6 protein-coding genes and 1 pseudogene are annotated in these 8,275 nt (G+C 51.2%); 5 read left to right on the top strand and 2 right to left on the bottom strand.

Features of this window, described 5'->3' with window-relative positions:
* The first annotated feature begins 420 nt into the window (after positions 1–420).
* Positions 421–627, top strand: a complete 207-nt coding sequence (locus B7444_RS12415; protein ID WP_007283797.1) for a cold-shock protein — start codon at positions 421–423, stop codon at positions 625–627.
* Between the two features lie 122 nt (positions 628–749).
* Positions 750–905 (top strand): hypothetical protein, encoded by a 156-nt coding sequence (locus B7444_RS16635; RefSeq protein WP_155760689.1) that lies wholly within the window; start codon positions 750–752, stop codon positions 903–905.
* A gap of 242 nt (positions 906–1,147) precedes the next feature.
* On the opposite strand, the pseudogene B7444_RS17205 reads toward B7444_RS16635, so the two are convergent.
* Positions 1,148–1,303, bottom strand: a pseudogene (locus tag B7444_RS17205) (S24 family peptidase); the annotation flags it as partial.
* 828 nt (positions 1,304–2,131) lie between these two features.
* On the opposite strand from B7444_RS17205, the gene B7444_RS12400 reads away from it, so the two are divergent.
* The 3 genes from B7444_RS12400 (at position 2,132) to B7444_RS12390 (ending at position 5,705) form a co-directional block, all read left to right on the top strand.
* The gene (locus B7444_RS12400; RefSeq protein ID WP_007283792.1) at positions 2,132–3,592 is read left to right on the top strand and encodes a PepSY-associated TM helix domain-containing protein; all 1,461 of its coding nucleotides are present in this window, start codon (positions 2,132–2,134) and stop codon (positions 3,590–3,592) included.
* Positions 3,589–3,867: a hypothetical protein gene (locus tag B7444_RS12395; protein ID WP_016738038.1), complete on the top strand. Its 279-nt coding sequence runs from the start codon at positions 3,589–3,591 to the stop codon at positions 3,865–3,867. The genes B7444_RS12400 and B7444_RS12395 overlap by 4 nt, the downstream gene beginning before the upstream one ends.
* A gap of 296 nt (positions 3,868–4,163) precedes the next feature.
* Positions 4,164–5,705: a hypothetical protein gene (locus B7444_RS12390; protein ID WP_035730337.1), complete on the top strand. Its 1,542-nt coding sequence runs from the start codon at positions 4,164–4,166 to the stop codon at positions 5,703–5,705.
* A gap of 27 nt (positions 5,706–5,732) precedes the next feature.
* On the opposite strand, the gene B7444_RS12385 is transcribed toward B7444_RS12390, so the two are convergent.
* Complete coding sequence (locus B7444_RS12385; RefSeq protein WP_007283789.1) at positions 5,733–8,087, bottom strand: penicillin acylase family protein; 2,355 nt, start codon at positions 8,085–8,087, stop codon at positions 5,733–5,735.
* Positions 8,088–8,275 lie beyond the last annotated feature (188 nt).

The following is an 8,275-nucleotide window of genomic DNA, read 5'->3' as shown; positions in this document are numbered from 1 at the left end:
CCTGAATCAAAATTCCCTACAAAAATCAATGGGGCCTGAGCCTAAGTGGCGTCAACGTGCAGGAAATGGCTGCACTTTCTGGTGCTGTGTTAGCCCTGGGTATCGTGTACTGGCTTGTGAAAGGAAAAGTGACGCCGCCTTTGGTTGATGGTTCAGGCGGAGTACTCTGGGGGGAAGGTACCGAACACTGAGGGCGACATTCTGTGTGGATTTGCCAATAGAAAGACACGCAGAATATCAGGTGCTTTTGGTGGAATGTCATTTTTCCTTGCATCGCTACCGCAAAAGGTTCACTGTTCTCCTCAGCGGATGCTTTTATCCGGGTTGTAGGCGCCTTCTGCGCCACCTTTTCTCCTTAAAAGCTATGACTTCGTGTGTGTTTTGTGCACGACCGCTACTGTAAGATAAAGGAGCCTCGTTATGGCAACAGGCACCGTAAAATGGTTCAACCCAACTAAGGGTTTTGGTTTCATTCAGCCAGATAATGGCGGTCAGGATGCGTTCGTTCACATTTCTGAACTTGAACGTGCCGGCATCCATACCCTCAACGAAGGTCAGCAGATCTCATACGAGCTCGAAGCTGGCCGGAATGGAAAGATGTCTGCTGTGAGTCTTAAAGCGGCCTAACGCTTCAGATGTCACTAAGACAAAAGAAAAGCCGCCTTTGGGCGGTTTTTTTTGTGTCTGCGCAGGTCTACCAACTCTCTCCTTTCTAATGGCTATAACCGGAGGGAAAGCAGGGAATTGTCATGAAGCATAGGTGGATCATCCTGGTCGGGTGCATTGCGCTCGTTGCGCTGATGCTTCTTGCCATGTCTCATTCTCGACACGTCACTGCCTCTCAAGGCGAGAAGCGTACCGAGCACGCCAACCCAACGCCTGGCGCGAAGGGATGGCGTGCGTAGTGAAATCTGGACGATATTGGAAGATGGACAAGCGTCGTTGGAGGCTATTCCCTGACGCCCTTCAGGATGGTTTTCATTGAAGTGCCGAATCATCGGATAACGTGATCGCAGTTGTCTCCCAGCCGCCTCGTACCGGGTGGCTTTCTTTGTGGAGCAACCCTGTCTGTTGAAGCCTTCAGCATCGTCGCAAATATGCTTGTTGATACGCAGAGGGCCGTTCGTTTGATCATGTAGATTATCCGTCAGGGGCATTGCATCCAGCTTGAGACGCGTAGTTCATCGCCAACACGAGCCACGACAACGACATCAGCCCGAGGTTCGAGAGGTAAATCCACGAAGACTATGTCTCCATGCTTGATGACCCGGCCTACCAACCCATTGCCCTTAACCCGCACGGCGTAGCGGCTCGGCTGAAGCGGGTCGGAAAGCGTAGGTCAAAGTCCATTGTGTGTTCTTAAGTTGGCAGGAAGCTGAACTTGTTACGGTCGGACGCTACTTTTATCATTGATTTGCGGTGGGTGCTTTTGGGGCGCACTATCGAGAATGTCTTTCCTCTAAAAATATTTTTGGGGTACCGACCGGGGCATCGTTCTTGGTTGTGCACAATAAAACTGTTTGTTATCAAGAAACTATCCTTTTAATTGGATAAACTCTTTCCTTATGCAGGGAGAGCTCTAATTTGTTAGGTATGCCGACAGGCAATTTTTTGTCACTGAATTTGTTGCTCTTTCGTGATAAAGAAAGATGATTAACAACCTGCCAAGGGACGCAAAGCCGCTTGATTACGGTAGATTTGGACGCCCAAGAAAAAAACGAACCCAGAAAGTGGCATCCCATGTGGGTGCATTTTGCAAATGACCTGCCTGCCAGCGACAAACCCAAATTTGGCGTGCTTACCGCTCGGACTGATTTCTGATGTCCTCATATGGGGCCTCTACCCGAAAAGCCGTACGACAGCGCACACCCTCGCCTACTCCTAAATGGATTGGCAGAGGGGTTTTGAGTCTCGTTCTCGCCTGGATTTTTGCTCATTTTGTGACCTTGGGTTCTCCTCACTGGGGACCTGGTACCCGACATGATGCTGTGATTTTTGGCCAGATGATTGCAATCGGCTTGTTTCCGATACTGTTTCTGATCGCTTTCGGGACAAAAAATCCGGTGCGTGGTGCCGTCTTTGTTGGAATTGCCTGCATTGCTGCGGCATCTGGATTACTGTTTGAGCGTTAATGCAAGATAATCTTCGTACCCGCATGGGATGGCTCCATGCATGGATTGGGTTTGCTGCTGGCCTTCTTCTTTTCTGCGTTTTTGCAACTGGAAGTCTGGCTGTATTCGATACCGAGCTAACACGCTGGCTTCAGCCGGAGGTTCCTCCCCAAGCTGCGCCATTCTCTGCTCAGGTTCTTGATCGCACATTGCCTACCGTCCGCGATCTGCTGCAGCAGGGAGAAAAGCCGTTCATCACCCTGCCTTCAATGCGCGATCCTTTCATGCGTGTGCAGCATCATGACGGCTATGAATTCCTGAATGTGCCGTTCAACCCTCAGACTGGTGAGCAGATTGCTGCGCGAAAGACTGCGGGGGGCACCTTCTTCTATGACCTGCATTACACGATGCGGACTGGCCTGTATGGCGAAACCATCATTGCAGTTGCTGGTCTGGCCCTTCTGGTCACGCTTGGCTCCGGGATTATCATTCACCTCAAAGGGCTGATCCCCGATCTTCTGCTTTTGAGGCCATTCGCCGCCAGACTGAGAGCCTGGCTTGATGTGCATGTCGTTGCTGGCGTCCCTTTTCTGCCTTTTGCGATTATGATGGCCTATACGGGAACGTTTATTCGTGCCCGTACAATTTTTCCGCCAGTGTCTTATATCGCTTCGTTTGAAACTCTTTTCACGCCCAGCTCACATTCTGATGTCTCCGCAGAAGAAGAAAAACCGAGCGTATCGCCTTTGCCTTCCCTGCCTCCGTTGCTGTCACAAGCCGAGCAGACCTTGGGGGATAAGCAGGTCGGGCAAATCCTTTTTTTAACGGATAGCATGCTGTTCACGCGGACCGATATGTCTGGTCCGCTGTTAACGCGTGAACATGTGGATTTCAGCCCGGTTGACGGGCATTTCCTGCGTCATGTTCTGCTCCCCACACCCGTGACACATACACAGCAGTTGATGGAGGGGATTCATTACGCGCGGTGGACGGGATCGGGGTTGCGCTGGATGTATTTTTTGTCCGGCGTCATGGGAGCGGTCATGTTTGCGAGCGGTTCGGTCATTTTCCTGATGAAGCGCCGTAAGCAGTCGGGAGGACGGATCATGTTCCGTCTTGCTGAAGGATTGGCCATCGGGTCGATTCCGGGTTTTCTCTTGGCCACCCTGGCTTTCCTCTGGGCCAATCGTCTTTTGCCTGTTTCCCTGGCGTCCCGGCCTCTGGCTGAGGTCCACAGTTTTTTTGTTGTCTGGGGCGTAAGCGCGATAGCGGGACTGCTGTTGTGCTTTTATGGGCGTTCGAGGCAAGGATGGAAAATAGAGTTGAGTGTTCTGGGCGCGTTGTCAGTCTTCCTTACGCCTCTTGACCTGCTTACACGGTCCGGAGTGTCCATTCTTCACGCCCCAACAGTATTTGCGGCCACCGATCTTTGTGCCCTTGTGCTGGGGCTAGTGTCTCTTCAGGTGGCTCGTCGGTTATGATGATTTTTCTCTGCTTTCTGTTGTGTAGTGCAGGGCTAGCCATGCAGGCTCTGTGCGAGCCCAAAATGCTTCGTTTCGCCAAGTTGCAGCAGAGCAATCCTTCAAGTATTTTCCGGATTGGGCGCTATGCCTGCCTCCTGCTCGCACTTTTTATGTCATTCTGGTTTCAACCGGTAACGGCAATTTTCCTGTGGGCCGGAGCTTTTTCATTGAGCGTTTTGGCTGTCTCGCTGGGGTGGGCGGTTTTGGCTCGATATCGTGAGGTGTCTCGGTAACATCGTTTCAAAGCTCTGTATCTCGAGTTATTCGTTAGAGAGGTCTCAACCCCGTGGTGTAAAATCTTTTGCTATCTGTCCGTTCGAATGCGTTTATGACGGAACGGCATGGATGAAAGAGACACACCGTGAAGAGATATTTTGCGTGTTTGATACTGTTGCCCAGTCTTGCTTATGCTGAGCCTCAATCAAGCTATTCAGCCATCACTTCACGTCAGGCAACAGTTGATGTCAGGGACTTCGGCGCCCGGTGTGATGTGCAGCTGGCTCCGACAAGTACGCAGAATTCAATAATCATGAGTTCCGGGACCGATGACTCCGCCGCTTTTCAGAAAGCTGTGACGTTTGCCAGTAGAACCGGGAAACAACTGACATATACAGGAAATTGTTATGTCTCCCAAACCATAGCAATTCCGGAAGATGCGCAGTCTTTTAATTTGGATGGAAGAAACAATATTATTTTTTACAAAGGAGATGGAAACCTGTTTTCTTTTTCTGGGAGTTCAGGGGCAGTTTCCAGTAGTTTTTCTATCAGGAATGTGAAAGCAATTATTCCGCAGGATAACTATTCTCATCCGACATCAGCATTTTCTTTTGTGGGTGGGAAATGGCAAGGCGTACTGGATCACGTCACTACAAAAGGTTTCCACCAAGGTATTCGTATTATAAATAGTAGCGCCATACGGATTCAAAATTCAACATTCAATGGATGGGGAAACAGTACCGGAATTTATATTTCTGGAACATATGACCAATCCGGTGCAGGAAAGAATATATATTCAGCCAATATCAGTATCAGGGATACGACAGTTTTGTACGGATCTGGGATCTATATTGACGACTCTGTTCAGGGAATAGGTTTGGATCATTTCAGCATACTTGAGGGACAAGGTTGGGGGGTGTATTTCAAATTTTCCAAGAATAATGGCAGTCAATCTCTCGAAATTCAAAACAGTTACCTGGAAGCGTCCTCTGGAGGCGTCTTGGCCGATAATATCGGTGAAGTTCATATCACCAACACAAATGTCGACGGTGTTTCCTTTCGATCTGATAAAAACTGGACCGGGTTTCACCTGCTGAACATGTTTGGGGGAACGCTGGAGAACAACACGGCGATTGGGTACCAGGACAGTACATGGGGCCCTTTTTATGTAGGCGGCAATGTTCTGATGATCGGAAACAATGTTGTTGGCGGCCTGAATATCAGCCCATGCATGACGTTGGTTCCTCACAACAAGAACTCCAGTGCTCCTGGCATGATTGTCAGCCATAATATGTGCTGGGCAACCGGAGGTTATCAGGTCGTCACAGAAGATGGGACCGATTCAACACAAGCCAGAAACATCAAAGCGGCGACTTCGTCATCCGTTATTGGGCAAGGTATTTCCGGAACGGATAACCTCTGGTCAGGACCCAAAAAAGACAACTGGCTGTCGGTAACATTCGCACCGAACGGCGTGCGCGAAATTGGTACAAATTTACAGGTTGATAAAAATCTTTCCATCAGGGGCGACGCCATGATTGATGGAGCACTCAGCGCGAGCAAGGGCCTGCATGTAGCGGGGGCAAGTGGAATAGCGTTTGGCGATAATTCATCTAATATTCCGCCTGTTCAACTTTCCAGTGACCGGAATGGTAATCTGGCCATCAAGAATGGGGGCTTCAGGCCAGCACAGCTTCGCGCAGAGGCCCTTCCCGCAAGATGCGAGGCGGGCACTGTTTTTTACGTTCCCGACGCCCGCAATCCTGGCGAAGTGCATGCGCGCGGAATGGGAGCACTGGCAGTCTGTAACTCAGCAGGACATTGGCTCACGAACGGGCAGCCGGTTAGCAACTAAAGATATTCCCCCGTCTGACAGATGCCTTCAGGGGCTGAGCATGTATCGCCGGACAGCATGTTTTGTGACATTCTGGGAAGAAAAATAGAGTGGTTGCATGTCGCCCTTGAGCCAGACGTCTAGAAAATCCGAATAATGCGTTGTTGCAGGGTTCGCTGATTGGCCTGGAAAATTCAAAAACACAGAATTATCCCATTCCCCGATATCACAGACCATCAGGAAGCTGGCTCCGCCTGTTGTAGCATACGGGTTTTTACAGGAATGGACGGGGTCATACCATCGCGCCATCACGGTATAAGGGTCTCCTCCACTCCCATAATTTTTTCCCCCAATGTTTGGGAATGGATTATGGGTGGACCCAAACTTTTCCAGAACGTGGCCAATGTTGAGGGTATGTAGTGTTCCCCATTTCCAGGATGCTGGCAGTGGGCCGATGCGTTCAGTTAACTCCGCAACGGCCTTCTGTAGGCACTCGGTGAGCATGTTGTCCCTGACCGTCTTGCCGTTATTTCCAAAAGTCCTGTCGGGAGTCTGGAGCAAGGCAAGCTGAACAGACGGACTCAAGGGGCCAGGAAGTAAATCGTGAAGCTCTGATGGAATAGTGGCGGCATAAAGGGCCGCGCCGATATGTGTCCACCATACCTCGTATAGTGCCGCCGCAGGGCTATCCCGATCTACTCTTCCATTCCAGCTTTTCAGGAGCTGATAGGCAAATTTCGTCCCCTCATTTTGTTCAGGCAAAAGCTGAATGACCCGTAATGCCAGTTGAGAGAGGGTATCATGCTGCAAATTCGCGCTGTCCTGCACAGATGTGTGCTGGGTTGCGTCAAGAACCTGTGCCACCCGGTTATACCGAAAGGGCTCGCTCCATTCGTAACTGACTTTATATTTTTTCTGAGAATAGCCGACAGGCAGATTCATCTGGTTTGACGTTCCAAACCATCCGGCTGCGGGGTTGAAGCTTGAAGGCAGGTTTTCCAGTGGCTGGAGGCCCTTCCAGTCATAAAGCCCATCGCCAGGCGCGGGCATCATGCCGTCGTGATCCTTCGCTCTTTCAGGAAGGCCTCCCGCGGCATGCCATCCAATGTTTCCCTGCTGGTCAGCATAAGTAAAATTTGTTGGGCTGGTGTGGGCATGCAAGGCGTCGCAAAACGAGGTCCAGTCGTGAGCCAGATTGATCCCGATATTTGCCAGGAGTCCGTTAGCACCGGGGTAGAGCCATGTTGCGGACACTGCGACGGCACGGTTCCGCGCCATATCCTCGGAAATCACAGGTCCTTGTGCAGAAAAACGCAGCGTTACTGACTGTTCTTCTGCATTTCTAACCGCGATGCTGACGGTCTCTTCCTCCATCTTTCGCCATTGCCCCGCATGCCAGTACTGGCTTGAGTCATTGGCTCGTGTTCTAAGGACGAAGAGATCTTCCTGATCAATGTGAAAGTTGGTTCGGCCAAAAGCGATATGTTCATTATGACCTTGCATGACTCCCGGCATTCCGGGAGAGCCCGCGCCAATTACGTCCAGTCCGGGGGCTGTCAGGTGAATGACATGCCTGGGGCCGGGAGCGCCGAATGCAAGATGCGGATCATTGGCCAGGATTGGGCGCCCGGTTACTGTTCTGCTGGGCGCAATGACCCACGAGTTGCTTCCCTCGTTTGTTTTCCGATGGGATGGATCGCCCTGAAGGGTGGCGGCATGGATTTCGCCCAGTGGCAACCGTTTCTGTAGCACCCTGAGGTGACCCAGATCTTTCTCTGAAATGCTGTGAACATCCAGCCCAGGCAATAGCGTGGGAATGTATGCTGGCTGGAGCGGCGTGATCAAACTGTCATAGGCAAGCGCACCGCGTGCGGCGAGACAGGCACGACGAATTTCCAGTTCCGTATTGCCCGTCACTTCGGCCCTGACCCGGATCAGATCTTGAACTGTCCATTCCAGGGGTTCGTATCCTAAAAGCGCGAACTCAGCCGGCAGGTTTTCGGGATTCTCTTTCAGGGTGTGGATATAGGCATTGATCCCAGCCACGTAAGCTTTGGCAGAATCTTGCACGACTGAGCTGTAACGCGCCAGTTCCGCGTCTGCATCCCCACGAAACAGAAAAAGTCTGTTCGCCACATCGCTTGGGACGAAGGCATCCCCAAAAACTTCTGCTAGTCGGCCAAGAGACTGACGGTGTCCGAAATCCATCTGCCAGAGCCGGTCTTTTGCGACCAGATAGCCGTTAGCAAAGTAGGCATCTGCTACGGAGGCTGCTTTGACATGCGGGACGCCCCATTTGTCTTCCCAGACCTCCAAAGGAGCTGTCAGGCCCTCCAACCCTTTGATGGTTCGCCCGCTCGCTGACCGCACGAATGTTGTCGTCGCAAGGACTGCGCTGGCCATTAGAAATGATCTGCGGTTCAGCTTAGGATGATGAGATAACATGGATGGGGTCCTGATCATTTCTGATAGCCAGACAGATAGTCGGCTGGTTCACTGGTTCCACGGCCAACTTACAGGTTGATCGGTATTGCTGGTCTTGATGTGGACTGTCTTCCAAGGCTTTCAAATGGCTTACCGAGAGAGGTAAA

Origin of the sequence: Gluconobacter thailandicus F149-1 = NBRC 100600, assembly GCF_000964465.1 — a bacterium.
Lineage (GTDB): Bacteria > Pseudomonadota > Alphaproteobacteria > Acetobacterales > Acetobacteraceae > Gluconobacter > Gluconobacter thailandicus.
Note: the sequence above shows the minus strand (reverse complement) of the source record. Positions and strands in the feature narration are given on the sequence as shown.

Bases quoted from the DNA above. Each gene is read 5' to 3' on its own strand.
- B7444_RS12415 (WP_007283797.1), top strand. From the start codon at position 421: ATGGCAACAGGCACCGTAAAATGGTTCAACCCAACTAAGGGTTTTGGT.
- B7444_RS16635 (WP_155760689.1), top strand. From the start codon at position 750: ATGAAGCATAGGTGGATCATCCTGGTCGGGTGCATTGCGCTCGTTGCG.
- B7444_RS12400 (WP_007283792.1), top strand. From the start codon at position 2,132: ATGCAAGATAATCTTCGTACCCGCATGGGATGGCTCCATGCATGGATT.
- B7444_RS12395 (WP_016738038.1), top strand. From the start codon at position 3,589: ATGATGATTTTTCTCTGCTTTCTGTTGTGTAGTGCAGGGCTAGCCATG.
- B7444_RS12390 (WP_035730337.1), top strand. From the start codon at position 4,164: ATGAGTTCCGGGACCGATGACTCCGCCGCTTTTCAGAAAGCTGTGACG.
- B7444_RS12385 (WP_007283789.1), bottom strand. From the start codon at position 8,087: ATGGCCAGCGCAGTCCTTGCGACGACAACATTCGTGCGGTCAGCGAGC.